Origin of the sequence: Metabacillus idriensis (assembly GCF_009674765.1) — a bacterium.
Classification (GTDB): Bacteria; Bacillota; Bacilli; order Bacillales; family Bacillaceae; genus Bacillus_P; species Bacillus_P idriensis.
This window is the reverse complement of the sequence record NZ_WKKF01000001.1, coordinates 844030-870588: the sequence shown is the minus strand read 5'-3', so window position 1 is coordinate 870588 and position 26559 is coordinate 844030. Positions and strand designations below refer to the sequence as shown.

Below are 26559 nucleotides of genomic sequence, written 5' to 3'. Positions count from 1 at the left end.
CTCCTTAAGATGTATGGAGTGAGATGGCTTTACGTACATCCCCATCCGCACGATTTAATAGGTTTAATGCTTCTTCCAATGAAGTGTTTGTTTTGATCATGACAATCGCAGGCTTCACTTTAAGCGCTGCTTTTTCCAGCGTTTCTTTTGCAAGCTCATATTCCGCATCTGTCACCGTTTGGATGATGCTGATCGCTCTCTCTTTCAGCTTGTGGTTGCTGACATTCACATCGACCATAAGATTTTCATAGACTTTTCCAATCTTGATCATTGTCGCTGTTGAAATCATATTGAGCACCATTTTATGAGCCGTTGCCGCTTTCATCCGGGTTGATCCGGTGACGACTTCAGGGCCCACAACAACTTCAATGCCGATATCAGCAGCTTCAGAAATCAACGCATCCTTGTTGCAAGAGAGTGCGACTGCCTTTGCACCTGTTTGTTTTGCATAACGAAGGGCCCCAATCACATAAGGTGTCCGGCCGCTTGCTGCAATACCGACAACCGTGTCATCTGCCGATAGATGAATAGCTTTTAGATCAGCCACACCAAACTCTTCTTTATCTTCTGCTCCCTCTACAGCACGGACAAATGCTTTCTCTCCGCCTGCAATCAGACCGATCACTGTATCAGGTGACGTGCTGAATGTCGGCGGGCACTCAACCGCATCAAGAACTCCAAGTCTTCCGCTTGTGCCAGCTCCAATGTAAATCAATCTTCCCCCCTTCTTTAACGATTCATATGCACATTCAACGGCTGCCTTTATTTCAGGCAGAACCTCCTGTACAGCAATCGCCACTTTCAAATCTTCATTGTTCATCATTGAAAGAATTTCGAGTGTATTTGCGCTGTCAATATTCATAGTTTGTTGATTTCTCAATTCTGTCGTTAATGAACGCAGCTGTTTTTCCATAAACGGATGATGCCTCCTATTAATTAAAATTCTCAATTTTCAGTATATTGCATCTTAAACATAATTTCAAATTAATATTTGTTTTTTTGAAATTACGTTTCAGATTATACGTAAATGATAGCGCTTTTATGACTAGACGGCAAGAGGAAATGTTTTGTATAACAGAGTGACTATGGAGTAAAATTAGGTATTAAAGCACGTTTTTTTAAAAAAAAAGGAAATTACATTGAGGACATCCGTACTGAAATAGATTGATTTGTTGACTCGTGTAGTCATATTGAATGATTTTTGCATTTTTGTGCACGTGGAATACTAATTGGAGCATCTTTATGGCTGTTTTCGCATAGATTGTTGTTTTTCATTATAAATGTTGTCCGTTCCTTGCAGCGAGAGGAACTTGCTTTCCGCGGGGAGCATGGGAGCCTCCTAGGCGTTGCCTGCGGGGTCTCCCAATTTGCTCTATTTCCCGCAGGAGTCAAGTTTATCCGCCACAATCCACTCAAGTTTTTTAATATCTAGTCTAATAGCAACAATATTTACGAAAAGAGCTTTATCAAAAAAACACGTTACATTATCCTTTGGTCAAATCAGGTGTGATACAGGGCACATTTCGTGAAAGTGGAAATCTGTTCTTTTAAAGCTCACTCTCTGAAAAAGTGTTTCATTATCCGGTGGAGCTCCGTGACTATCCGCAAGCCAAGTTTCACTAACCAGAACCGGTCTCTAACTATTTCAAAAGATCAGCATAAAAAACAACCCAGGATCCACATCCCGGGCTGTTCTTCTGCTTATAATATTTTCTTCTCTTTCGCTTCTTTGATCCAGTCAGGAAATTCGTTCAGCAAGCGATCATACAGCTGCTCATCTGTTATCTCATCAATGTCCTGAACATGGAAGAAGTTCGCGTTATCGATGAATCTGCCTTCCATCGTGTCAAGGTTTTCGAGCACTTTGAAATTTGAATCGCCGACACCTACAAACTGCCAGAAGATCGGCTTGTCCGAAGATGAGACGACCGGCTTTTTGATTGTGCTCTTGCAGCCGCCGTCATTTATAAACACAATAAAAGCGGGATCCTTGCTTGGATCTTCTTTTAAGTATTTGTTCATGACGTCGTACATGACAGGCGGTTCATCGTTGCGGCCGAATTTATGTATGGTTTCGTTTGCTAAGATTCTTGCGTTTACATAGTTTGCAAAATCTCTTTCTGTTACAGAAGGCAGTCTTGAAAACTCATTGTCATAAACCCACACATCAAGCATGCCGTCATCATCAAATTGGCTTGCGACTGCAAGGATCCGCTCCACCACTTTTTGAACGGTGCCATTTTTATAGAGATTTCTCATTGAACCCGATATATCAAGAACTAGTCCGACTCGTGCGACAACTCCAGTCAGCTTCTTTTTTTCAAGAACGATACCGGCGTTTTTTTTCATTAAGTTAATTGAACTCACAGTATATATCCCCTTTGCAATCTATTAAACTTCTAATCCGTAATTTCTGCAAAGTGCTGCAAGTCCGCCTGAAAAGCCGCTTCCGATTGCGTTAAATTTCCAGTCCTGGCCATGTTTGTACAATTCGCAGACCACTACAGCTGTTTCAACAGAAAAATCTTCCCCTAAATCATAACGGAGCACTTCTTCTGAATTATCAGCATTCACAACACGCACAAATGCATTTGATACTTGTCCAAAATTCTGATGGCGGCCATCCGCATCATGAATCGTTACCGTTATTCCAATTTTTTCAACATGAGGAGGCATCAGCGCGAAGTCAATGATCATTTGCTCATCATCGCCGTCCCCTTCTCCTGTACGGTTATCTCCAGTATGCTCAACAGCGCCATTCGGACTTTTTAAGTTATTGTAAAAAATAAATTCCAAGTCGTTTTGAACTTTACCGCTTCCATCTGCAAGAAAAGCAGATGCATCAAGGTCAAAGTCTTTGCCGCCTGAATACTTATTCGTATCCCAGCCAAGCCCAATGATGACTTTCGTTAAACCGGGGTTTGTTTTTGTCAGATCAATCCGCTGTCCTTTTGATAAAGAAATTGACATAATCATCACCTCGTAAAGTATTTTCCAAAAAGGAAGTCTGCTTCCATTGTACTACGAAATCCGCCCAAAAAAGTTTCAAAAAGAAAGATTGTCCGATTTTTTAGAACACATTGAAATCGATGGGAATGTTTGAGACCTGAGAAGCAGTGGAAAAGTTTAAGACAATCATTTAAGGAGGCCAACCATGCAACAGCATAAATTGTACATTAACGGTGAATATATAAACTCTACTTCAGAGGAAACAATCGATGTCGTGAATCCAGCTACGGAAAAAGTCATCTCCAGAATTTTCGCTGGTACAGAAGATGATGCAAACAAAGCCATCGAGGCTGCTTATGAAGCCCAGAAAAAATGGGAGAGAGTCCCCTCTGCTGATAGAGGTAAAATTGTCCGAGAGCTTGGAGATAAGCTGAAAGAAAGACGCGAAACGTTCATTGAATTGCTGAGCGAGGAACAGGGCAAGCCGTATGAACAGGCGAGCGGCGAAGTCGATACCGCAATCGACTACTTCTATTATATGTCCGAATGGGCGCGCCGGATTGAAGGAGAAATTATTCCGAGTGACCGTCCAAATGAAAACATTCTGATGTTCAGAAAACCAATCGGAGTTGTAGCAGGAATTGTCCCTTGGAACTTCCCGGTCTTTATTTTGGCAAGAAAAGTGGCAACAGCACTCATTACTGGTTGTTCGATCGTTTTAAAACCGAGTCAGCAAACACCAAATACGGCAGCTGAATTCACTAAGATTATCGCTGAAATGAAAGACATCCCTGCAGGCGTCTATAATTTCATTACCGGAAAAGGATCAACCATCGGCACAGTGATGGCCTCTCATCCTAAAGTCGGCATCATTACAATGACTGGCAGTGTGAAAGCCGGAACAAAAGTCATGGAAGCTGCAGCAAAAAACATTACGAAAGTCAATCTAGAGCTTGGCGGCAAGGCACCAGCTATTGTAACCAAAAACGCCAATATAGAGACGGCAGTGAAAAGCATCAAAACGTCCCGCATAACGAACTCAGGCCAGGCCTGCACAAATGCTGAGCGAGTATATGTTCATGAGGACATTGCAGAAGAATTCATTGAAAAAATGACGCAGGCGATGAAAGAAACGAAGCTTGGCATGCCTACTGATAAAAATGCTGAAATGGGTCCGCTTGTCAGTCAGGACCGTCTTGATATTGTTCATGAAATGGTGGAAAAGGCTGTTCAGAGCGGTGCGAAAGTTTTAACTGGAGGTAAAAGAGCAGACATGACCAGCGGGTTCTTCTACGAGCCGACTGTTATTACAAACGTGCAGCAGGATTCAGAAATCATTCAGGAAGAAATTTTCGGACCGGTTCTTCCAATCATGACATATAAAACGCTTGATGAAGCGATTGAACTTGCCAACGATTCAGATTATGGACTGTCTTCTTCTATTTATACAGAAAACGTGCATGAAGCAATGAGAGCAGCCAATGAACTGAAATTCGGCGAAACCTTTATCAACCGTGAAAATTTTGAGGCCATTCAAGGCTATCATGCTGGTCTTCGCAAGTCAGGACTTGGCGGAGCTGACGGAAAACATGGAATCGAAGATTTCACTGTGACACATGCAGTGTATATGCAGTATGATGATGAAAAACAATAATTGAACAAAAGCACAGGCGCCAAGGCCCGCTTCGACAGGCATTTAAGGATCCGGCAGAAAAGGCGCTTTTTGCCTTTACTGGCGAACGGAGATATCCTTATTGCATATCTACAATCAATAAATTTTATATTTTCCTTAACAATGAGGAAAGCGTTCAGACAAATATCTGAACGCTTTTTTTCATAAATCCCTCTCAAATAGAGCAAAACTAAAAAAAGGAGGGATCTGTAGTTATATTCAAAACCGCTTAGAATCCTTTTGCTTATTCTTTCTTGGAGCAGTCTTCTTTGCCTGAAACCTGCTTCTCCGAAACGGTTTTCGCAAGCGGCCATATTAGTATCGCTGCTTTTAACTGTGGTATCCATGATTGCCATTCCATACAAATTATGGACAATCAAAGGTAGATTAAAAAGACTTTTATGGGGAGATCTCAGCTTTATTTTCGGTCCTTTCTTTGCAGGTACCCTGTGGATTTTCCATTTTACATACGGAAAGTTTTGGAAATATATGCTGGTAAATATAGTTGTTGATTTTCTATTGGCTTATCCTCTCACCTTTTTGTTCGAAAAAGCAGGATTGTATCGCCTGAAACGAATGAGCAAGAATCGTTTATTTTCTCTGTCTTTAGTTTTTGCAGCGGTTATATACGGATACCAGATATTTTTGGAAAAGCAATTTTCAAGAAATATTGAGGAATCATGAACGGCACAGGTCTTTTTTCCACAATAACCCAATAGGGATAAATAGGAATGATTGAAAGGGTGATTGGATTGGAAAAAGGAGAAAGAACTCAATATGAGCTTGAGAAAAGAGTAGAAGAGCTGTCGAAAAAACTTGAGAAATTGGAAGCAAAAAGTACACAGCGCAGTATTTTCGGTCCAGACATCTGGGTTCTTATTCCGGTTGCTGCCATTGTGATGTGGGGTTTATCTAATATTTTCAGCTAAAAGACTGCCGGGAAAAAACTAATGGGTTTGATTGAGAGGTGTAAACCGATAAATAACACGGAAATAATAGATCAATCAGGATACTAATTCGCATATGAATTGGTATCCTTTTTTGTTGATTTATAAGGGTTCCAGTTCATAGTTAACATATTAAATCGCGCAGTAATTAGCACGGTTTTGCTGCTCAACAAAGTCCTGCTGATTGAGATGTAACGATTGCTTAGCTATTGTTTTCGGCCAAGAAACCGGTAGAAGTAAAAAGTATTAAATCAGTCAATCAATTCAAATAATTCTACCATTAAAATTGTATGATCATTTAGTATAAAACCATTCTCAATTTCTTCTTTCCAAGCTCGTTCATGCTGCTTTTTAAATAAGTCAATATCATAACCATTGCTAATTGCCTCACCTTCAATTAAACGCGGGTCTGGATTACCAAAAGTGGTTTCAAAAATCTCTTTCATATATATATTACATCTAGGTTTATCAAATTTATCCATTACCGTTACAAATTGCTCCTTCATCGCTAGCAATGTCTCAAGTTCTTCTTTTGTATATAACTCTTTGGGAGAACAAGTTGCCGTTTTTTGGCCCTTCATAATTTGATTAATTAATTTTTCTCCAATTCCGTTATCGTTTTCCCAGCCAAAAAATGATTTATTTTTATATATTTCCATTTTTTTATTTACTTCTCCTTAGTTCAATATGATTCATTTCATATATAATTTTCTCTCTAAAGTCTTTAGTCGATAAAACTGCAGCCTAAATCTTCAAGACTGAAAAATAAAAAAATTAATTTTGGTGCAATTCCTTTATGTGTAAGATTGTTTCATTAGCATACCGATTGAACTCCTCAACAGATGAGGTGTATACATTAATTAAATCAAACGCTTCTAATTGTTTACCGTATCTATTAATATTATATGTATTTCCATCCTTAATCCCTATCCAACAATTAATATAGTGATTTTCTCCAATAATAAAAAATCTACTCGTTATTTTCATTGGTGCATAAACTTCATTTACCTGTATAACATCCTTTCCCCAAAAGGCCTTTTCTTTCTGAGTGAATCCTTTCCATAAACCTAAATCTAATCCATAAAAATTCAGATAACCTCCTTCCAATGAGAATCCATTGCACTCTTTAAGCAGCTTTTTATAAAGGTGTGGAAACTCAATATTGTTATTCTTTTCTGTTTCTAATATAAAATCACCATTCGCAGGGGAGAAAAAGGACTGAGCAAGATTGTCCGGATAAACAATAGTTTTATCTTCTTTTAATTCTTGAGAGAGATAAACGAGAGTTAATCCACTCTGCTTAAACCTTTCAACTGGACCTTTATATTCTAAGGCTTTTTCTATTAATTTTTTCATTTCTATATATTCACCTCAACTTAACGTTCAATCGGCCCCGATTGATGAATATAAAATCTTTAATTCTTATCGATTTTCCAAATTAAATTTTCAGGTTTGTCCTTTTCAAGAAATGTCAAACGATAAACTTTATTATACTCCTTATCCGCAAACTCCACTTTATGATCCAGCTTCCATTCAAGACTCCCGTACTCACTGAAAAGATCCTGTTCATCCGTGTTTTCAACAAAGAAAAGTTTTTCCTTATTGATAACATTGCCGTTTCTTTTCTTAACTTCCATATAAACATCAATATTTCTTACCTCATGATGACAAATGATGTTACATACGTATTTCTTATTAGGGCTGCTCTTCTTTAGCAGCGGATAGATGTTTTCATAGCCTGTTGTTTTTATATTGTTATAGATTTCTTCTAAATCAGATAAATCCCAATTCAATTCCTGGGCTGCTTTTTTCATCCCCTCATGGACAATCTCAAGTGTGTGTTCTTTTTTTTCCCTATCAGAGGTCAAACCTAAGATTGCTTCAACATTTATTACAACAAAAACAGGATAATAATCAAATATGATATGTGCATACGTATCGATCTGCTCTTTTTGTTTTGGACTCTCTACACAATAAATCTGAATTCCTTTATTTTCTTTTGCGGTTAGTTTTGGCAATAGACGGCTATATAAAAACGTGATACATCTTGTTTCATGAAAAAAAGTCCAGTTTACATCCTTGTTCTTTGGAACATACAGCTGAATATCTTTGATGCGAGGCATAGCTCAATCTCCTTACGTATAAACTGAATTTCCTATTACTTCACTATAAAAGAGTACTTCTCCTTCTTGAAGAAATAACCCCCGATTATGGAATTACCTTTTTCATTCAGTTTTTTAAATCAGACGTTTGTATCTCAAGGAAATATAGCCTTCTTCCTTTTCTTTATATTGAAATTTAAACCCCTTAGCTTCATAAAATGGAATTCCTTTAAGGTTTCCTTTTTGCACCGAAATCCACTGTTCTTTAGCATGAAATTCTTTTTGCTGCTTAGTTATTGCATGAAGTAAAAGAGTGCCAATTCCTTCGTTGCGTCTTTTGGGATTTAGATATAATGCATAAATTTCTCCTGAAATATCGCTTATCATTCCTCCACCACCAGCACCAATTACTATGTCATTTTGTATAGCAACGAAGTACCCACCCCAAGATCTATCTGAAGTTGTAACTTCATCTAAGATTCTTTCGCAACTGTAATATTCTCTGATCACTTTTTCTAAATATTCTTCTGAGTATATATCCCTGTAAGTTGCCCAGTTAGCCTCTCTACAAACTTCTGAAATTCCTTGGACATCTATAGTGGTTGCTTTCCGAATTTGTACCATAGTTAATTTCTCCATTTCAACATTTCATTTTAGTCCAGTTGCAAAATTCTTCGAGCATTTACTATCCTTGCATATGGGAATTCTCCCTAAAATGCCCCATTTCCTTCTTCAACAATCCTTCCTTTCTCAATAACTGTCATTTCCACTTTAACATAATTATCCAATATCCCACTTCAAATATAAGACGAAAAAACACACCATTTTAGCTGCTAAATGGTGTGTAAATTACTTTGCGGTATACTTTTTTACACTTCTGAATCGAAACCGTTAAGAAAAAACCGGCCGTTTTATTTCTTGTTCCGAATCATGCGGATGATATTCAGAAGAACTGCTGCGGCGATCACTATGACTGTCACCACTGCAGTTCTCTTAATCGCGACTGGATCTTGATTAACATAAATCGCAATATATGCCCAAATGAATACGAGCGGATAATAGATGTCGTTATTTTTGAACGTAAACCATACTGCAAGGACTGCCCCAACCACCAGCACGATAATTGTCCAAGCCAGTTCATTCAGCCCCAGGAACGACTCAATGCCGTTTGTATAAAAGAAAATAAAGAAATTGACGATCGTTTCAACCGAAATCCATCCAAGATAGATTGAAAATGGTGTACGCATCAGCCATTTAGGATCCGGTGATGACTGAATTCTTATATATACTCTAATCAGTGAAATCAAAAGACCAAGCATCACAATCAGTGAAGCTCTAAACAATTCATAATGGAAAACAAAAATCCAAAGACTGTTAAACAGACAGCTGATGAAAAACCAATAGCCGATCTTTTCAATGATCTTCCGCTCCTCGTCTTTCACAAAAAACTGCCTCACCACCCAGATTCCGAGCAGCAAATAAATCAATCCCCAAATCGAGAAGGCATATCCGGCCGGAGTGAACAGCACTGGAATACTATCTGACACTTCACCGGTCGTCTGCCCGTTGATTGGCTGCGCATTTGCCAGATAATTAACCGCGATAACGAGAATGTACCCAATAACATTAATAAGGGCTAAAACTGAAAAACGCTTCATGATGATCTCCTCCCTTTCCCCTCTAGTTTATTTTGCTTGTCTTTTTTTAATACCCTTTTAAGAGATGCATAAAAAAATTTGAGCACATCAACAAGAAATGCGGAACCCGCCTGGTTAGCGCAGGCAGACAGATAAGCATCCGACAGATAAGGCGCTTTTTGCCAATACTTTCGGAGCCGTTTTGGCCGAGGAGTTAGGCGGTGGAGCTGGAAACCACAAAAAGCGGAACCGCCTGCCTGGAGAGGATTTTTGCGAGTAGAAACAAGGTTTCCGCGAATATGCAGCTAGCAATAGGTATTTTAAATGGAGGCAATTGTACCCGAAAACTATTTTACTTTCCAGAACCTGACAATTACTTGCTGAATTGATCCTTTTACTAGCCAGTATGGAATAAATACTTTCCATTTTTTATGGAATTTTATCCTTTTTCCAGTTCCCTCCTAAAAAAAGAAAAAGGCAGGAACTCGTGATCCCTGCGAAATCTCCTTCATTTTGTTTTATAAAAAAAGCGTGAAACCCCAATACCAACGGTCCCCAGTGCAATAAACAAAATAGCCCGCAGGACAATCGAAAGGGAAACAAGATCTAGGAGAACCAGTTTGGATAACGTGAGAAACAGCAGGCCGATTCCTAAAATCCGCACCTTTCGATGGTTTTTCAGGACGCCATAAACGACACAGACGACCGCATATAATGCCCAAATTCCTGTAACGGACATCATTCTGATTTCAAATGACATATTTGAAGCAGCTGCGAGAACGAGCATGGTCGCAAAAATAAACGTCGTAATCACGAGTCCGGCAAACAAGACGGTATTCAGAAACCGGACATCACTTTCCTTGAATTCATGTCTGTATTTTCGAAGCATAAGCTTCAATGCGATCAGTGATGCAACAATACTCATCCAAACAGCTGTTTCATAGGACCATACATGATAAATCACCTTAGTGCAGCTCGCTAAAAGACCAATAACATAGACAATCAAACCAATATATTTTTGAATGTTCCCTTTCACTGCGAATCCCACATATAACGCAACGAGTCCATGCAGCAGAAGCAAAAGACTAATTTGGGCTTCCCCTGTTACTTCTACTATATAGATGCCTGCAGCATAGGTAGCGATCGGAGCAAATATATCCAGCTTCTCTGTCTCCGTTTTTTTCAAGAAAAGCCAGACGGCAACCGCTGCATACACACCAAAAGAAGCGCCTAAAAACCCTAGATATACAGTCTCATCTGCAAGAGCCTGAAACCAAAAATGCGTGAGGACAAAGCTGATCAGCACCAATGTTTTTTGCTGAAGCTGATAAAGCGATTGGATAAAGTAAGTCATCACAAGCCCCGCATGCTGAAAAAGAATCGCAGTTAAGATCAGGGTACTGTGCTCTAAAGGAGCAAAAGCAGTAAACACAAACAGCGCTGCGTGAAGCAGGAAAAAGGAAGAAAAGTATAGAACAATGTATTTTTTCTTCATTGCATAAACCAAAAGCCCTGCATAAAACAAAAATTCATAAGCGACAAATAAAAGAGCATTGTTTGAATCACTTTCTACTAAAAATGGCACTAAAAATCCTGCAATCCCCGCTATAACAGCTACCGGCTGGGAACGGTGCCTGTGAGAAAGAAACATGCCGGCACTTACCCAAATCATATTCAAAACAAAGGCAAGCGCTGAGGGTATCAAGCCGTATAATACATTTGCCGAAAATGTAGATAAGATGAAAATGACAATCGCTCCGCCAAGCAGAACTTGCCCAAGCGCCGCCCTTCCCTTCTTAATCTGCCGTTCACCGCCTGCAATCAGAGCAGCAGAACTCAAAAGGCCAAGAATGCATTTCACTGTATCCGTAATAAAACCTTCATCTGATGCAGCCTTAAACGCCCATAATACCCCAAGCAGCAAGACCAGAATAAATACTCGCGGAAGCCAGACTTGTCCAATCACCCGCTCCCAGTCAACCGGTTCTGCCTTTGTTTTTGCGGCAGCCGGTATTTGTTCCGTCAATACCGGCTCAGGAGCTTGATAGACAGTTTTCGCAGCGACGGGTTTTCCTTTTATACTATTCAGCTCAGCTCGAAGTTCACTTACTTCTTGCTGCAAATGTCTCATTTGTGTTTCCATTTCTTCTATTTTTCTTTCTAAATTCATACGTCACCTCTGCTCTCTTTCTAAGCTTCATTATATGGCAAAAAATAGGGAATGAATAGTTCTTTGATTTCACCATTTTGTTATCATCTATTGTCACTTTTTATCATATACCTTAATCATTACGAATAAAGGAGACGGTAAAGTGAAAGGACAAGTTCGCCTGCTTCCTCATAAATACGGACCGATTGTGAAAAATGTAAAAGCAAATTCTGAAGGAATAGAAATGATACGTGCTCCAAAGCTCTGGGAACAAGGGGTAAAAGGAAAAGGAATCACGATTGCGGTGCTGGATACGGGCTGTGATGTGAATCATCCTGACCTGCGGGGGAATATTGCCGGCGGACGGAATTTTACCACTGACGATAACGGAAACCCTAACAGTCTGACAGATTACCACGGACACGGCACACATGTATCAGGCACCATTGCGGCGGCAAGGTATGTGGGAGTTGCACCTCAGGCAAAGATTCTTGTAGTAAAAGTACTCGCGGGTGAAACGGGAAGCGGAGAATATGCGTGGATTACAAACGGGATATTATATGCCATTGAACAAAAAGTGGATGTGATCTCCATGTCCCTTGGCGGACCTTCGGATCACTCTGAGATGCGAAAAGCTGTCAAAAAAGCGGTTGCCAATCAAATCGCAGTCGTTTGCGCTGCAGGAAATGAAGGGGATAACGACAGCAGAACCGCCGAGTTTTCCTATCCGGGATCCTATAACGAAGTCATTTCGGTCGGATCAATCGGCTTCGGTAAAACTTCTTCGCCATTCTCAAACTCGAATAACGAAGTTGATCTCGTAGCACCTGGAGAAAAAATTGTCTCAACCATCCCGGGAGGAGAATATGCGGCTTTCACCGGAACCTCGATGTCAACGCCACATGTTGCGGGTGCCATCGCATTAATAAAACAGCTTGAACAACAAGAATTTGACCGAAAATTTACAGAGGCGGAAGTATATGCGCAATTAATCAAGCGAACCATCCCTCAGGGAAATCCGAAAACGCAGGAAGGCAATGGACTGCTTTATTTAACTGCACCGGATTTGCTCAGAGAAAGTGTTGAAGAGAACAGGCTGATTGAAGAATAAAGTGAAAGCCATCACCTGAATTACGGTGATGGCTTTTTGTTTATCTCAGTTGAAAATCCCCAGAGCTGGTCCGTGCTTTTATCGTATATTTTCCTGAACCGATTTTCCCTTTTATTTCGTCTTCCGATTTTTCTTCATAGTTCAAGCCATCTAAATCTACTGACCCTTCACCCGAGCCGCCTTTGTAATCGACTTCAAGTGAATCTGGCTGTTCTTCAAATCCAATCGTGATTTCTCCGCTGGAAGTCTCTGCATCAATGTTTCCTGTCAGTTTCTTGTTCTCTATGATTATATCACCCGACGAAGAATCTGCATTTATAGAGCCCGTTGTATTTACAACGTTCATATCTCCTGAAGACGTATGCAGAACCGTCTCTTTTGCCTTCTGTTCGCGAATTATCAAATCACCGCTTTCTGAATTCAAATCAAAAGAAGATGCGGAATTGGAGATTGACTGAATATCTCCGCTGGAGGTTTTAAGAATCATATTCTCTTCAGATGTAGAACTGTCCAATGCAACATCACCTGATTGCGAAGTCAGAAGGATTTCCTTTGCCTTAATATCAGCAGATTCTATATCTCCAGAAGATGTTTTCGCATTGATCCTGTCAAAAACACGATCAGGCAAGTAAACATCAACATTCGTATCTACAATATTGATGCCGAAGCTAAATTGCATTCTGTCTTCACCGGATAAAACAATATCAAGTGTATCGCCTTTTTCATCAACATCTAATTTAATACGGTCGCTGTATTTTTTGTTTACTTTTCCATTTAACTCCACTTTAATCTCTTCATCTGATGTTTGGTGAAGTGTAAGATCTGCTGAAGATAAATCAATCTCAATGTTTTTGATGTCCTTATTTGCAATAATCTTTTCATCAAATACTTCTTTTGTATTAAACGAAAATCCTCCGGCCGCACCAGCTGTTGCCACTGTGCCTGCTATCCCTGCCGCAAGCAATATGAGCAAGCCGTAAACTAATTTTTTCATACTGCCCTGTCTCCTTTAATCATTCTTAAATTGAATTTAATGTACCGCAGAATCAAATGGTAAAAATATTTGCCGACGTAGATCATCCCGATGCTCATTAAGAGACCCAGACTGACAAGTGTTAACGAGAAGAAAAAACTGAATGCAAAGTTTTCAAAGCTGAATCCCATTAATGAGGAAGCCATGATGCCAAAAGGCGAAAGTGTAAGAACGATGGCTGCCGCACAAAGCGCCAAATAAGTTCCAAGCAGTGCTGCAACAGGACCTGCAATAAAAATAATGTTAAAGAAACTTAAACTGACTGCTGCAAAAATCGCCTTGAACATGTTTGTCGCTGTTTGGTCTGATTCAGCCTTGCTGATGAAATAGTCTGCCAGCAGCTCCCTTGCAATTACATTCGGATCGCCAAGCTCTTCTGCCAGTTCCTTTTCACTTCGTCCATCACTTGCGCCAATCTCAAAATGCTCCTGATAATCATACAGCATTTCACGTCTTTCCTTTTCCGGAACTCTGCTGAGCAGAGAATCCAGTGCTGCCAAAAACTCATTGTTTCTCATCCGCTGTGCCCTCCTCAATCAATTGATTAACCGAAAATGAAAACTGCTTCCACTCTTCAACCAGCATATTCATGTTTCTTCTCCCTTTTTCCGTCAGAGAATAATACTTCCGGGGCGGACCTTCTGTTGATTCCGCAAGATACGTTGTTAAGTATTCTTCTTTCGTCAACCTTCTCAGAAGGGGATAAAGTGTTCCCTCTGCCACCTCAATCTTGCTTGAAATACTTTGTGCCAGCTCATAACCGTACCGATCCTTCTTGGAAATAAGAATCAGCACACAAATCTCCAGCACCCCTTTTTTAAATTGCACATTCAAACTGTTCACCTCTTCTGTGCTTAGTACTGAATATAGTATAGTAGTTGGATATACTGTTTATGTCATTTACTTCCATAAACCTATCATAATCTACAGTAGTGATTAATGCAAGGTACTGAACGTAACTTTTTAAAAAATAAAGGACCTGACTTGGTCCTTTCTCTGGGGCATTTATTCTTTAGAAGATAATTCTCAGGTTATATAAATCGTGCCAACCTGCCTTACACCTCACACAAACTGATTATTCCTCCGAAACTTCTCCATCAGAACTCTCGCGTATGAATTTGCTTTTTCCATATTGCCTTGTTCCATGTAAAAATCAAATAACTTTAACCCGTAATGTTCGGTTGGAAGAACGTATCCCATTTCTTTGAAGTATGGATAAGCCTCTGCCTCTAAATACTCGTAATAGCCTTCAACATTCCCTTTTATGTTCAGGTGATGGAGGGTAAAAAAATGATAGAAGGTTGGATTTTTTCCGTTTTCCGATAGGTGAAGTCCTTTTTCAACTAAAGAAAGCAGTTCCTCTTTCGTGGTTTCCCCCTCTTTTGTCAGAGAATTTATGTAACCTTCAAAAGAGCCCAAGAAATTGGGGTCATGGTCTTCCCGGAAGCTGAGGGAGTTTTTATAATATTCCCCTGCAGATTTGAATTGCCCCTTTCGAAGCTGTGAATATGCGTAATTGTGATGGAGCAGGGCACGCTGGTGCTCCAGTCCGTATTCTTCTGCCATGTCGATTAATCGTTTATATTCCCTGTTATCAAAGCCTGTGTCATCCGATTGTTCGAGCTGAATAAGCATAAGCATCTCTGATTCAATCATTCTTGAAAAACTGCGTTTCTCCATAAAGTACTGCAAGGCCTTATTGGCATAAAAGTAGGCTAATACATTGGAATGGATTGAATGATAGGCTACAGCTAAATCGTAAAAATACTCAGGATTCAAATAATCAGCCAGTCTGATTTCCTTCAGAAAAGAGATTGCCTGGAAGTGATCATGCTTCACCCTCATGTAATAGATTCCTTTAATATGCAGGAGCATATTGTGTTCATATGGTGATAATCCCGTCCATGCATCCATTTCATCTATTAATTTTTTTGCCTGGAGATCGTCTGAGGCTGACAAGTAATACCTGGTAAGGATAAGAGTATAAGTACGGTGAAAATCCTGGATCTGCAATAACTGGATGCCATCCAGCTGTTTTTTAATTCCTGTAGATTTTGTCTGGACCTTTTTAATAATGGACTCGTGCCAATCCTTAAGGAGCTCTTCAATCTTATGATAGTTATCAATCTCATTTTTCATAGTAATCCCTAGTCTCTCAGATAACAATTGAATCGTTTCTTTTGAGACCTCAGTAAGTCCTCGTTCTATTTTACTAATATGAGTTGCTGAACAAATCGCTTCCCCTAAATCTTTTTGTTTGATTTGCTTAAACTCGCGGTAAAATTTGATGATTTTCCCCTCTAGCATCCAGATACCCCCAATTGCAATCGCTGCAGTTATCATCCTCCCTATTATAACCCCAATTAGAAAGGCTGTGATGGCTCCTTTTTCTTGATTTTTTTCAAAAAAGAGGCCTTTTGAAGCGGTATTAAAGATGCGTTTAGGTAAATAGACTTACATAAAAACCCCCATAGCCTCCTTTAACAAAGAATACTAGAATTTAAATAGTACTACTATTTAGAATCGTTTTTCTATTTTTTTATCAGAAAGAGGTTAAAGTTTATGAAAGTAAAATCCATCGGAAAAAAGGTTGCCGTGCTTGCCCTTTCAGCCGGACTGCTCGCATCTCCTTTTAACACATACTCTGCACCCGTTAAGGCAGAAGCATGGAAAGCGGAGGACATTCTGTCTACTTTAACAGCAGAGCAAAGATTGGCTTTAAAACAGCTGGAGCTAAACGATCAGACCGGTCTTCAGGGGTTTCAGCCGTCAGAACTATTAACGGATGAAGAAGTCTCCGTCATTGTCCAGTTCCATTCAAAGCCAAGCAAAGTGGCATTCTTAGATGCCGAAGTGAAAGGCAAAAAGCTGACGAAAGAAAACGCACAGGCACAGGTTGAAAAAGAACACAAAACATTTAAAGAGGACGTACAGAAGTATATCTCCTCTGTAAATGGAAAGAAAGCTTCGCCTAAAATTACCCGGTCTTATAAAACGGCGTTCAACGGAGTCGCCATGAAGCTTCCTGCAAGTCAAGTGGAGGACCTGACAAAATCAGCGGCAGTGAAAGCTGTTTTCAAAGATCAAACGTATACGGTTGATCCTATACAAAAAAATCTTCCTCAAGACGTGGAAAGAGAGATTACGACTTCAGTAGAAAGTCTTCCATTCTTAAAGGTTGATAAGCTTCATGACGAAGGCATCACAGGAGAAGGCATCAAAGTTGGAGTTCTTGATACAGGGATTGATTACAATCATCCTGATTTAAAAGATGCCTACAAAGGCGGGTACGATTTTGTAGATAATGATGCTGATCCAATGGAAGCAACGTATGAAGACTGGAAGAATTCCAAACAGCCTGAATTTCAAGGCGGCAGCTCATACTATACATCACATGGCACGCATGTTTCAGGAACGATCGCCGGACAGAATGCAAATGACAGTGAGGTATCTGTAAAAGGAGTAGCTCCTGATTCAGACCTCTATTCCTACCGGGTGCTGGGTCCATACGGAAGCGGAACAACTGAGACTGTTCTAGCGGGCATTGATCAAGCTGTACAGGATGGCATGGATGTAATCAATCTATCTTTGGGTGCACCTGTAAATGACCCTTACTTTCCGACAAGCACAGCCATTAACTATGCAGTTCTTAATGGTGTGACAGCGGTCGTATCTGCAGGCAACAACGGTCCAAATGATTTTACCCTTGGCTCACCAGGGACAGCTGCACTTGCTTTAACAGTTGGCGCGAGCGATGTCCCTGTTTCTCAAACCCTTTTCACAGGAAAAACGGCTGATGGATGGACTTCTGAAATTGTAAGCATGGCAAGAGGTTTTGCAGATCAGTTTGCGAGTTTAGAAGGCGAATCTCTTGAGTTAGCGGATGTGGGGCTTGGAGGTGCACAAGATTACAAGAATAAGAATGTTCAGGGGAAAATTGCATTTGTACAGCGCGGCGGAGCCACTTTGAATGACAAAGTGAAACTGGCGAAACTAAATGGCGCAAAAGCTGTCATTATGTACAACAATGCTGATGACCATGTTGGCTTTAACCTGGGAGAATCAACAGATTTCGTACCGGCTTTTTCCATGACAAAAGCAGATGGAGAAAAACTTAAAGCAGCAATCACAGCCGGAAACACGGCCTATACGTTCACTAATTTAAAAGAAACTTTTACAAAAGGCGATATGCTGGCAGACTTCAGCTCCAGAGGCCCAGTTACGAAAAACTATGAAATGAAACCTGAAATAGTGGCTCCTGGAGTGAGCGTGCTCTCAACCTACCCTGCTTATAAAGATAATCCGGGAGAGTACAAATACGCCTATGCAAGACTTTCGGGAACGTCCATGGCGTCACCGTTTACTGCAGGAGCTGCAGCGCTTCTTTTAGGGGAAAACCCGGATTTAGAGCCGGCTGAAATTAAGACCATCTTAATGAATTCTGCTGATCCGCTCTCTGAAAACTACAGCGTATTTGAAGTTGGCGCCGGAAGAATTGATCCATACCAGGCCCTGCACGGTCAGATTAAAATTCAGGTAAATGATGAAACACTTCTTCCTGAAGGAGAAGATTTAGTAACGATTAAGAATCAAACTGGCGGTCTGAGCTTTGATAATCAAGTCGTGATGGAAGGCGAATCGGTTCGTGTAAAGAAGAGCCTGGACATCACACTTAGCAGCGAAAAGAAAAAGACATTTGACGTTCAAATGACAGAAAACGTTCAGGCTAAAACGAATAGTCTTAAAGAAAACGGTGTAACCGTCCATGTAGACAAAGAGATCTCTGTTACTAAAAAGAAAAAAGTCAACATTACGCTGAAGATGCCTAAAACAGCGAAAGGAGGCATTTATGAAGGCTACCTTCTTCTTACAAATAAGAACGACAAAAATGAAGCGTATCGTGTACCGTTCAGTGTAAAAAAATCGGAAGAAGGGTTTAACAATCTTGATTTGCTGACTCCATCCATTACAACGCCGTTTTTCAATCACGCCTATGATGGCTACCGGATTTCAACCGCAATGGTCCAGTTCAGTACAAGCTCTCCTATCGATTCAATGGATGTTATTTTACAGGATGCAAAAACGGGAACTGATTTGGGATTGATTGGAACACTTGATATGACAGCAGCGCTCGATGATACATCTTACTTTTTAAATGCATTCAATGGCACGTATTATGCTTTTACCGGCGATAAGAAACAGCCGGTATCAGAAGAGTCTTCCATTGCTCAGCCTGGTCACTATAAAATGAAATTCGTCTATACCCTGCCATCAGGCAAATCGAAAACCATTGATCATGATCTGTTCATCGATATTGATGCGCCATCAGTCAAAAGCTCTCTAGACGGTGATTCACCTTTCATTGAATATCAACCAGGACAGGCAACGTATCCTTTTGAACTTGAGATTACAGATAAAAATGTGCAAAACATGCAAAATGCAGGCTTAGACATGGATCAATCGTCGAACTTTATGGTGTACACATACGGCTTCCCTTTTCCTCACGGTCCTGTTTATATGGATTCTAAAGGAAAGCTTGTGGACGAAGTTGCCATGGACGAAAATGCAAAATCCCTTTCATTTAATGTCATTGGCTATGACAAAGCCGGAAACCAGGCGAAATGGAAAGAGTATTTCTTCGTGAAGGAAGGTACTCCAAATACCTATGCCAAACACAAAACCGAGGTTGCCCGGTCAGGAGACATCTTAACAGCTTCCCTTGTCCTTGATAACCTTGAAGGTGTGAAAGAAGCCGTTTGGACATTTGGGAAGAAGAATACAATTAAGCATGTGAATCTTCTTGAGGCAAACTTAACAGATGAATTATCTGGAAAAGCAACATTAGATGTCAGCGGCGATCAAATTAAAGTAACCTTCAATGATGAAATGAAATTTGATCAAAAATCCATTGTAGATGTAAAAGTAAAAGTTCAGGATGAGATCTTTTATCCGATCGGCTACATTGATCCGACCGCAAAAATCATTGATGCTGATAATAAAACGGCAGAATTATTGCATGGCGGCAGCCGTTTCAATTTAAAACCTTCTTTTAATCGTGTTCAGGGATATCTTTCTCCAGAAGGATATTATGTTGACAACGGATCAGGCGGTTTTACCGGGAACAGAGACTGGTCAAAAGTCGGCGCTTCTGTCAAATTGACCAATTCATCAGGAGACGTTTTTGATGCATCAAACTTATTCGATGGCAACGCACGTTTCACAATGGAAAAACTTCCATTAAGCAAAGATCCATATACATTTGAAGTAAAGGTTCCTGGACACTTTATGACTGTAAGCAAAGAATCGATCGGTTTTGAATACAAAGGAGTTCTTTACGGAAAATCTACTTCTGTACACTCAGAACTGACTGCGGGCGATGTGAACCAGGATAACGTGATTGATGTACTTGATGCCATTGCCATTCAGGAAGCATGGAACACAAATAACCGCGCAGCAGATATTGATTTCAACGGAACAGTAGATTCAAAAGACATCAGCTATGTTAAAAAGAATTACTTTCTTCAAAACAGTGATGTCGAAAACGCTCCAGCACCAACGAAAACAAAAGATGGCAAAACACTTGAATCCATTCTGAAAGAACTTGGGGTAAATTAAGAATACATGAAAACGCTTAGGAACGTCCTAAGCGTTTTTTTGCATGCTTGACCTTTTCTTTTTTATCAATCCCGTCAAATAATAGACCTGCGTGATCAGAAAAGAAAGAAGCACTATAATCAAAGTGCCAAATGTAAAAATAGCGCCTTCAGCAGGATCTCCCCTGTCTATAAATCCAGAACCGAAAGCAAAAAAATAAGTTGCTTGCCATTAAAGTCAGAAGGAAAATACTTATATACCTTCCCATATACAGCTCCTCCAGTTTAGCATTCCAAAATTCCTGCAAACATAAAAAAACCCCCAGGCTTCCCTAGGGATTCTCATTGATCTATTTCGTTAACAGCTGCAAAATCATCTCTGCATCCTTTTCTTCCACGTTCATTTCATCAGCAAGCTTTGCAGGATTTTCGGCGAGCGCAGGACTTTTTTTGAGAGCAGCAAGCGCCTGATAGCAAAGGCTGATCGGCGTTTTTTCAATGCGGGTGCTGATAATCCTGCATACTCCGTTCTTTTTAGTCTTAATAGCCCCGAACTGCTCGAGCTGATCGAGCTTTTGCATAGCGGAGCGCCTTGAAACGCCAAGTTCATCTGAAAGTTCGCTGATTTGATAGTTTACATTACCATCCGCATCTCGTTTGACAAGCAAATAGCCTAATAGTTTTGAATAGATTCTTGATAGATTTACTAATGCTCTGTCATTTATGTTCATATACCTGCCACCTAATCCAATCTGTTACAAATAAGTATACATATTGTCTTAGTGCGAATGTTTCATATCATCGTTTTGTAATATAGTTTTCATTGTTTTGTTATAAATTTGTGAGTTTTTAGGAGAAATAAAAACGTTATTTGTAGCCAACGACCTAAAAAGCGCAGAAATTTCAGTAAAATCTGAAATTAATGATTGAAGAAATGTAAAGTTGAGTTATAATTTAATGAATAAAAGCATAAAAGCGTAAAAGCACAATCAATAATGGGGGGCATTACAATGAACTGGAAAACAAAGCTTGGCATGAGTGCTGCAATCTCAGCAATGTTAATCTCAGCGGGATGCGGAAGCAAAGATACGGCGGGCAGTGCAGGAAGTGAAAAGACTTATCAAGTCGGAGTTACTCAAATTGTAGAGCATCCTTCTCTAGATGCGGCATTGGAAGGATTTAAGAAAGCGCTTGATGAAAAAGGACTGAAGGTTGATTATGATGTCCAGATTGCAGGAGGCGATCAAAACAACAGCCAGACGATCGCAAGCAATTTTGTCGGAGATGACGTTGACCTTATTTTCGGGAACTCAACGCCAAGTGCTCTAAGTGCACTGAATGCAACAAAAGATATACCAATCGTCTTTACATCCGTAACGGATCCAATTGGAGCTGGACTGGTTAAAAGCTTTGAAGAGCCGGGAGCAAATATCACCGGTACAACCGATACTCATCCGGATGCCATTCCAAGCACGGTTAAATTTATTGATGAAAATGTCGAAGGCAATAAAATTGGGATGATTTACAATTCAGGAGAACAAAATTCTGCAGCTCAAATCGATCTTGTTAAAAAAGCGATTAAAGGTACTGATTTAGAAATCGTTGAGTCATCTGTCTCCACTTCTGCAGAAGTCAAACAAGCGGCTGAAGCACTTGTCGGAAAAGTGGATTCCTTCTATATCATTACTGACAATACGGTCGTTTCGGCATTAGAATCTGTTATCTCTGTAGCAGGCGATGAAGATATACCTCTGTTTGTCGGAGAGCTTGATTCAGTAGCACGCGGAGGATTTGCCGCTTATGGATTCGATTACAGCGACATCGGCTATGAAGCAGGATTAAAAGCAGCCGAAATTTTAACCGGCGATAAAGAAGCAAACGAAATACCGGTTGATTTCCCGCAAAAACTTAAACTTCAAATCAGCAAAAAAGCAGCTGAAGCAATGAATGTTGAAATTAAAGAAGATTGGGAAGATGCAGAGATTATCGACTAAGGAGGACCCATCATGTTTACTGCTCTTTTCTCGTCCGTTGAATCCGGACTGATCTATGCCATTATGGCACTCGGTGTTTATCTTTCATTTCGAATACTGGATTTTCCAGACTTAACGGTGGACGGAAGCTTTGTAACCGGAGCTGCCGTCTGTGCAGCGATGATCGTAAACGGCATAAATCCTTTCATTGCAACGCTCGCAGCCCTGCTTGCAGGATTTGCGGCAGGCTGTCTGACAGGGATCCTTCATACGAAAGGAAACATCAACCCGCTGCTCGCCGGTATTTTAATGATGATTGCCCTGTATTCTATCAACTTGCGGATCATGGGACAGTCAAATGTCCCCCTTCTTCAAGAAAGCACCGTCTTTACCGCTTTGCTTGAAGGCTGGAATACACTTGGGATTGACTCTTTTATGCAATCATTCTTTCTTTCTATCGGTCTTGAAAACTTCATTCCAAAAACGTGGTCGATATTGATCGCGATGCTGATCCTTATTGTCTTCATTAAGTTTGTCTTGGATTATTTCCTGAAAACAGAAGTCGGCATCGCCATCCGTGCAGTCGGCGATAACGAAAAGATGATCGCAAGCTTTTCAGCTAATACAGATATGATGAAAATTATCGGTCTAGGCTTATCAAATGCGCTTGTCGCTTTTTCAGGAGCATTCATTGCGCAGTATTCAGGATTTAGCGATGTCGGCATGGGAATCGGGATGATTATAATCGGTCTTGCTTCCGTAATTATCGGAGAAGCTCTTGTTGGGACAAAAACGATTATCCGGGCAACACTCGCGGTCATTATCGGAGCGATTATCTACAGGATGATTATTGCACTTGCTCTCAGAGCCGATTTTCTTGAAACAGGCGACATGAAAATGATTACCGCAGCCATAGTCATTGCAGCGCTAGTTGTTCCGCAGCTGCTCGCTAAGCGAAAGCGCAAAAAAAGCCTGCATCGAAAGAGAGGTGTCAAAATTGCTTGAATTGAAGCAGATACAAAAAGTATTTAATGAAGGCTCGCCTGATGAAAAAAAGGCTTTAAACGGCCTCTCTCTTTCTCTTCACAAAGGTGACTTTGTCACTGTCATCGGAAGCAATGGTGCAGGAAAATCGACTCTTTTGAACGTCATTTCAGGCAGAATGTTTCCTGATGAAGGAGATGTATCCATAAACGGAAAAAACGTCAGCTTCGTCCGCGAACATAAACGCGCGAAGTATATCGGCCGTGTGTTTCAGGATCCCATGGCCGGAACTTCCCCCGCTTTGACAATTGAAGAAAATCTGGCTATTGCTTACTCCCGCGTAAAAAAACGATCATTGCGCCCCGGTGTTACAGCTAAACGGAGAGAATATTTTAAAGAACAGCTTGCCTCCCTTAGTCTGCGCCTTGAAGACAGGCTATCCGCAAAAGTGGGGCTCCTGTCCGGCGGAGAAAGGCAGGCCCTTTCCCTGCTGATGGCGACGTTTACTGATCCTGATATCCTTCTGCTGGATGAACATACAGCTGCCCTTGATCCGGCACGTGCCGAATTGATCACACAGCTTACAAAAAAGCTGGTTACAAACGGCAGTCTGACTACCTTGATGATTACTCACAATATGCAGCAGGCAGTTGATCTTGGCAATCGCCTGATCATGATGGACGGCGGCCGCATCATCTTTGAAGCAGAAGGCGAACAGAAGAAAAAACTGACCGTAACAGCACTCTTAAATGAGTTTAAGAAAATTAAAGGAAATGGATCACTTTCTGATAAAGTGATGCTGAGCTAGAAAGCGGAACCTGCTCCTCAGCACCGAAAGACAAAGAACTATTCCCCCTAAAGATTTTTAGGGGGAATTTGTTATGGCTGAGGGATTAGGAGGTGGAGCTAGACACCACGAAAAGCGGGAACCTACCTCTCATCACCTTATCCTTTCCTATCATTCTAGAAAATTTCAGGATTAGCTTTCTTCCTTTAGTGGTAAATGCTTACTAAACACACTAAAGGAGATGGACGAAGATGGAACAAGAAAAACGCACCTATTTTGTTGATATTGCGAGCGGAGAAATCCTTGAAAACCCGGCAGAATCCAGTCCAAGCTTTAAAATTTTTGCCAATCAATCCGAGCTGAATGAATTGAAATCGTATTACAGCGATAACAGCGCTGCGGATTTTCAAACGTTTCAGCGCGCACAAGTTCCATTTCGCGAATATCACCATGACGCAGAAAATAAAGAGTATGATGATTCCATGAGAAAAATTTATGCCATGATCTACATGCTTGGAGACGCAGAGGCAAGACGCCATATTGAAGAGAACGGCATATTAAAAGACAATCATTCCAACAACCCGGATGAAGTGGAAAATTTCAAATAAGCAAAAGGTCCATTGCTCCCAGGCAATGGACCTTTTCTTTGTTCAGCTGATCGCTTCAAGCTGTTCATATAACCATACTATCTGCTTTTCTATTTCTTCCTTCAATCTGTTCAGCTCCATCAGCTGCTCAAGATCGGACAGCGAAAGCATCTGTTCTTCAAGACGGAACAATTCGGTTTCATACTGTTCAATCTGCATTTCAATTTCTGATGGTGCTGCCGCCTTCTTCACTGCGTTTGATTTTTTCGGTTCAGGTTTTGAGGCAATTTTCACTGGCACTTCCTTTTCATCCAATAGACCTCTCATCTTATCCCTGGCCCATGAGTAATTCCCGTCAAATGCATGCAGCTGTTTGTCATACAGCCAGAATGTTTTGGTGAAAAGTTTATTGAGAAAGTACCTGTCATGGGAAACAGCAAGGATGGTGCCTTCAAATTGTTCAATCGCTTCCTCGAGCACTTCCCTTGAATCAATATCCAAATGATTGGTCGGTTCATCCAGAATAAGAAAATTAAGATCCTTCTGCATCAGCTTAGCAAGCTGAATCCTCATTCTCTCTCCCCCGCTCGTGTTTTTCATTTTTTTAAACACCGCTGGCCCGTAAAATAAGAATTTCGCCAAAATATGACGGGCGTCATCTTCTGCCACAGATAAATCTTCTCTGAAATAATCAATGATTGTGACCTCTGAATCTGGAAGAGAAAGCTGCTGTGAGAGATAGCCGATTTTCACACTGCTGCCGATCCTTACTCCTGCATCATCAGGTTCATGCTCTCCCATAACAAGCTTCAGCAGCGTTGATTTGCCCGAACCGTTTTCCCCGACAATTGCCGCCCTGTCCATATAGGTCAGCTGCAGACTGACATTTCCAAACACCTGTCTATTTCCAAAGGTTTTTGTTACATTTTCAAAGGTCAGCACTTTTTTGCCGCTCCGGTCCGTTCCGTCAAAATGAAGATCCATTTTCCTGTGGTTTAAAATCGGCTTTTTTACTTTCTCCATTCTCTCAAGTGCACGCTCCATATTCCGCGCACGTTTATGAAGCCCCTCATTCGGAGGATTTGCCTGATTAGCCCATTCTCTAAGTCTTTTAATGGCTTCCCGCATTTTTTTTATCTTTTTTTGCTGATCCTGGTAAGCCTGAAATTCAGCCATCAGCCTCTTCTGTTTTTCCGCAATAAAACCTGAATAATTATGATGGTAGACTGTGACCTCCCCATCTTCTAAGTCGATGATTTTTACAGCCACTTCATCTAAAAAGGTGCGGTCATGGGAAATGACAACAACCGTCCCCTTATATTCTTTTAAAAAGCCTTCAAGCCATTCTACAGCCGCGATATCAAGGTGATTAGTCGGCTCATCCAGCAATAGGATCTGTGGTGCCTGAAGCAGCATCAAACCAAGGGAAACCTTTGTTTTCTCTCCGCCGCTGATGTGGTCAAAATCAGCGTTCAGAAGCGGCTGCAGCTGCAATCCATTTGCAACGGCGCTGATTTTAGCATCCATCTCATACCCGCCCAGATTTTCATACTTTTCCTGGCAAATGCCATATCGTGCAATGGCTTTTTCCAATTTGACAGGATCCTCTGTATCAGACATTTCCTTTTCCAGCTGTGCAAGCTCGTTCGATAGTTGATGCAGTTCGGCAAACGCCTGTCTCAGAACCTCGTCAACCGTTGTTCCTGCAGGAAACATCGGAATTTGGGCAAGATATCCGACCTTCATTCCTTTTCTGATTGAAATCGTTCCTGCGTCAGGCTGCTCAATTCCTGACAAACATTTAAACAAAGTTGTTTTTCCCGTCCCATTTCGCCCCACAAATCCGATTTTTTCATTTTCATTAATTTCGAAGGATAAATTTTCAAAAATAAGTTGGCTTCCATATGATTTAGCTAATTGGTGTACTGAACATATTGTCATTTGTAACATCTCCCTTATATTAGAAAAACGGAATCGCCTGTTTTGCGCAGTCATGACAGATAAGAATCTGGCAGAAAAGAGCTCTGTCTTTTTT

Annotated in this window: 24 protein-coding genes; 9 read left to right on the top strand and 15 right to left on the bottom strand. The window is 40.7% G+C overall.

Annotated elements, in window-relative coordinates; genetic code table 11:
• Positions 1 to 4: 4 nt before the first annotated feature.
• The 3 genes from murQ to GJU41_RS04270 form a co-directional block, all read right to left on the bottom strand.
• Positions 5 to 913, bottom strand: a complete 909-nt coding sequence (murQ, locus tag GJU41_RS04280; RefSeq protein WP_070876978.1) for an N-acetylmuramic acid 6-phosphate etherase — start codon at positions 911 to 913, stop codon at positions 5 to 7.
• 788 nt (positions 914 to 1701) lie between these two features.
• The gene (locus GJU41_RS04275; RefSeq protein ID WP_170292717.1) at positions 1702 to 2367 is read right to left on the bottom strand and encodes a VWA domain-containing protein; all 666 of its coding nucleotides are present in this window, start codon (positions 2365 to 2367) and stop codon (positions 1702 to 1704) included.
• A gap of 24 nt (positions 2368 to 2391) precedes the next feature.
• Positions 2392 to 2970 carry a TerD family protein gene (locus tag GJU41_RS04270; protein ID WP_070876976.1) on the bottom strand — a complete coding sequence of 193 codons (579 nt, stop codon included), beginning with the start codon at positions 2968 to 2970 and terminating at the stop codon, positions 2392 to 2394.
• A 184-nt stretch (positions 2971 to 3154) separates the two neighbouring features.
• Here GJU41_RS04270 and aldA point away from each other — a divergent pair, with 184 nt between their 5' ends.
• The 3 genes from aldA to GJU41_RS04255 all read left to right on the top strand — a co-directional run bounded on the left by aldA (position 3155) and on the right by GJU41_RS04255 (position 5550).
• Entirely contained in the window at positions 3155 to 4603 is a 1449-nt protein-coding gene (gene aldA / locus GJU41_RS04265; protein ID WP_070876975.1) for an aldehyde dehydrogenase, read from the top strand.
• 363 nt (positions 4604 to 4966) lie between these two features.
• Positions 4967 to 5305, top strand: a complete 339-nt coding sequence (locus GJU41_RS04260) for a hypothetical protein (RefSeq protein ID WP_154318074.1) — start codon at positions 4967 to 4969, stop codon at positions 5303 to 5305.
• 47 nt (positions 5306 to 5352) lie between these two features.
• Positions 5353 to 5550 carry a hypothetical protein gene (locus GJU41_RS04255; RefSeq protein ID WP_070876974.1) on the top strand — a complete coding sequence of 66 codons (198 nt, stop codon included), beginning with the start codon at positions 5353 to 5355 and terminating at the stop codon, positions 5548 to 5550.
• Between the two features lie 269 nt (positions 5551 to 5819).
• Here the strand turns inward: GJU41_RS04255 and GJU41_RS04250 are convergent, their stop codons facing one another.
• The 6 genes from GJU41_RS04250 to GJU41_RS04225 form a co-directional block, all read right to left on the bottom strand.
• Positions 5820 to 6227, bottom strand: coding sequence for an ASCH domain-containing protein (locus GJU41_RS04250; RefSeq protein WP_154318073.1), 408 nt, complete (start codon positions 6225 to 6227; stop codon positions 5820 to 5822).
• A 115-nt stretch (positions 6228 to 6342) separates the two neighbouring features.
• The gene (locus GJU41_RS04245) at positions 6343 to 6924 is read right to left on the bottom strand and encodes an SMI1/KNR4 family protein (RefSeq protein ID WP_154318072.1); all 582 of its coding nucleotides are present in this window, start codon (positions 6922 to 6924) and stop codon (positions 6343 to 6345) included.
• A gap of 59 nt (positions 6925 to 6983) precedes the next feature.
• Positions 6984 to 7691: a hypothetical protein gene (locus GJU41_RS04240; protein ID WP_154318071.1), complete on the bottom strand. Its 708-nt coding sequence runs from the start codon at positions 7689 to 7691 to the stop codon at positions 6984 to 6986.
• 114 nt (positions 7692 to 7805) lie between these two features.
• A complete protein-coding gene (locus GJU41_RS04235) occupies positions 7806 to 8294 on the bottom strand; it encodes a GNAT family N-acetyltransferase (RefSeq protein ID WP_154318070.1) in 489 nt (162 codons plus the stop codon).
• A 287-nt stretch (positions 8295 to 8581) separates the two neighbouring features.
• The gene (locus GJU41_RS04230; RefSeq protein WP_154318069.1) at positions 8582 to 9328 is read right to left on the bottom strand and encodes a TspO/MBR family protein; all 747 of its coding nucleotides are present in this window, start codon (positions 9326 to 9328) and stop codon (positions 8582 to 8584) included.
• 487 nt (positions 9329 to 9815) lie between these two features.
• Positions 9816 to 11477, bottom strand: coding sequence for a DUF2339 domain-containing protein (locus GJU41_RS04225; RefSeq protein ID WP_154318068.1), 1662 nt, complete (start codon positions 11475 to 11477; stop codon positions 9816 to 9818).
• Between the two features lie 142 nt (positions 11478 to 11619).
• Here GJU41_RS04225 and GJU41_RS04220 point away from each other — a divergent pair, with 142 nt between their 5' ends.
• Positions 11620 to 12567, top strand: coding sequence for a S8 family peptidase (locus tag GJU41_RS04220; RefSeq protein WP_170292716.1), 948 nt, complete (start codon positions 11620 to 11622; stop codon positions 12565 to 12567).
• A 40-nt stretch (positions 12568 to 12607) separates the two neighbouring features.
• Here the strand turns inward: GJU41_RS04220 and GJU41_RS04215 are convergent, their stop codons facing one another.
• The 4 genes from GJU41_RS04215 to GJU41_RS04200 all read right to left on the bottom strand — a co-directional run bounded on the left by GJU41_RS04215 (position 12608) and on the right by GJU41_RS04200 (position 15907).
• Positions 12608 to 13561 carry a DUF4097 family beta strand repeat-containing protein gene (locus GJU41_RS04215; RefSeq protein WP_154318067.1) on the bottom strand — a complete coding sequence of 318 codons (954 nt, stop codon included), beginning with the start codon at positions 13559 to 13561 and terminating at the stop codon, positions 12608 to 12610.
• Positions 13558 to 14118: an HAAS signaling domain-containing protein gene (locus GJU41_RS04210; protein ID WP_154318066.1), complete on the bottom strand. Its 561-nt coding sequence runs from the start codon at positions 14116 to 14118 to the stop codon at positions 13558 to 13560. The genes GJU41_RS04215 and GJU41_RS04210 overlap by 4 nt, the downstream gene beginning before the upstream one ends.
• Positions 14105 to 14434 (bottom strand): PadR family transcriptional regulator, encoded by a 330-nt coding sequence (locus GJU41_RS04205; protein WP_070876964.1) that lies wholly within the window; start codon positions 14432 to 14434, stop codon positions 14105 to 14107. Before GJU41_RS04205 ends, GJU41_RS04210 begins: the two co-directional genes overlap by 14 nt.
• Positions 14435 to 14662: 228 nt before the next feature.
• A complete protein-coding gene (locus GJU41_RS04200) occupies positions 14663 to 15907 on the bottom strand; it encodes a helix-turn-helix domain-containing protein (protein ID WP_170292715.1) in 1245 nt (414 codons plus the stop codon).
• 255 nt (positions 15908 to 16162) lie between these two features.
• Between GJU41_RS04200 and GJU41_RS04195 the strand changes: the two genes are divergently transcribed.
• Positions 16163 to 20215 (top strand): S8 family serine peptidase, encoded by a 4053-nt coding sequence (locus GJU41_RS04195; RefSeq protein WP_154318064.1) that lies wholly within the window; start codon positions 16163 to 16165, stop codon positions 20213 to 20215.
• A 328-nt stretch (positions 20216 to 20543) separates the two neighbouring features.
• On the opposite strand, the gene GJU41_RS04190 is transcribed toward GJU41_RS04195, so the two are convergent.
• Positions 20544 to 20924 (bottom strand): HTH domain-containing protein, encoded by a 381-nt coding sequence (locus tag GJU41_RS04190; RefSeq protein WP_070876960.1) that lies wholly within the window; start codon positions 20922 to 20924, stop codon positions 20544 to 20546.
• Between the two features lie 279 nt (positions 20925 to 21203).
• On the opposite strand from GJU41_RS04190, the gene GJU41_RS04185 reads away from it, so the two are divergent.
• From GJU41_RS04185 to GJU41_RS04170, 4 genes are all read left to right on the top strand, one after another.
• Entirely contained in the window at positions 21204 to 22187 is a 984-nt protein-coding gene (locus GJU41_RS04185) for an ABC transporter substrate-binding protein (RefSeq protein WP_154318063.1), read from the top strand.
• A 12-nt stretch (positions 22188 to 22199) separates the two neighbouring features.
• A complete protein-coding gene (locus GJU41_RS04180; RefSeq protein ID WP_070876958.1) occupies positions 22200 to 23171 on the top strand; it encodes an ABC transporter permease in 972 nt (323 codons plus the stop codon).
• On the top strand, positions 23164 to 23958 hold the full coding sequence (locus tag GJU41_RS04175; protein WP_154318062.1) for an ABC transporter ATP-binding protein: 795 nt from the start codon (positions 23164 to 23166) through the stop codon (positions 23956 to 23958). The genes GJU41_RS04180 and GJU41_RS04175 overlap by 8 nt, the downstream gene beginning before the upstream one ends.
• A gap of 230 nt (positions 23959 to 24188) precedes the next feature.
• Positions 24189 to 24545, top strand: coding sequence for a hypothetical protein (locus GJU41_RS04170; RefSeq protein ID WP_070876956.1), 357 nt, complete (start codon positions 24189 to 24191; stop codon positions 24543 to 24545).
• Between the two features lie 42 nt (positions 24546 to 24587).
• Here the strand turns inward: GJU41_RS04170 and abc-f are convergent, their stop codons facing one another.
• Positions 24588 to 26465 (bottom strand): ribosomal protection-like ABC-F family protein, encoded by a 1878-nt coding sequence (abc-f, locus tag GJU41_RS04165; protein WP_154318061.1) that lies wholly within the window; start codon positions 26463 to 26465, stop codon positions 24588 to 24590.
• Positions 26466 to 26559 lie beyond the last annotated feature (94 nt).